The sequence below is a fragment of the Streptomyces sp. SID13031 genome, from assembly GCF_010548305.1.
Classification (GTDB): Bacteria; Actinomycetota; Actinomycetes; order Propionibacteriales; family Kribbellaceae; genus Kribbella.
Genome location: NZ_JAAGLV010000129.1, coordinates 1 through 382, shown reverse-complemented (window position 1 = coordinate 382; position 382 = coordinate 1). Strand labels below are relative to the sequence as shown.

Annotated in this window: 1 protein-coding gene; it reads left to right on the top strand. The window is 67.0% G+C overall.

Features of this window, described 5'->3' with window-relative positions; genetic code table 11:
* Nucleotides 1–382 (top strand): 3-hydroxyacyl-CoA dehydrogenase NAD-binding domain-containing protein (locus tag G3I17_RS39560; protein WP_239063355.1); only part of this gene is annotated, 382 nt, incomplete at both ends.

The following is a 382-nucleotide window of genomic DNA, read 5'->3' as shown; positions in this document are numbered from 1 at the left end:
GAGATCGACAAGCTGCTCGGCAAGGGCCGGATCCACCAGGACAAGGCCAACCGTCTCAAGGCCCTGGTGACGGGTGTGCTGGACAAGGCGGAGGGGTTCTCCGACGCCGACTTCGTCATCGAGGCGGTCTTCGAGGAGATCGGCGTCAAGCAGCAGGTGTTCGCGGAGGTCGAGGCGGTCGCCCCGGCGCACGCGATCCTCGCCACCAACACCTCCTCGCTGTCGGTCTCGGAGATGGCTTCCAAGCTCCAGCACCCGGAGCGCGTGGTCGGCTTCCACTTCTTCAACCCGGTCGCGATCCTCCCGCTGCTGGAGATCGTCCGCGGTGAGCAGACCGACGACGCCTCCCTGGCCACGGCCTTCGGTGTCGCGCGGAAGCTGA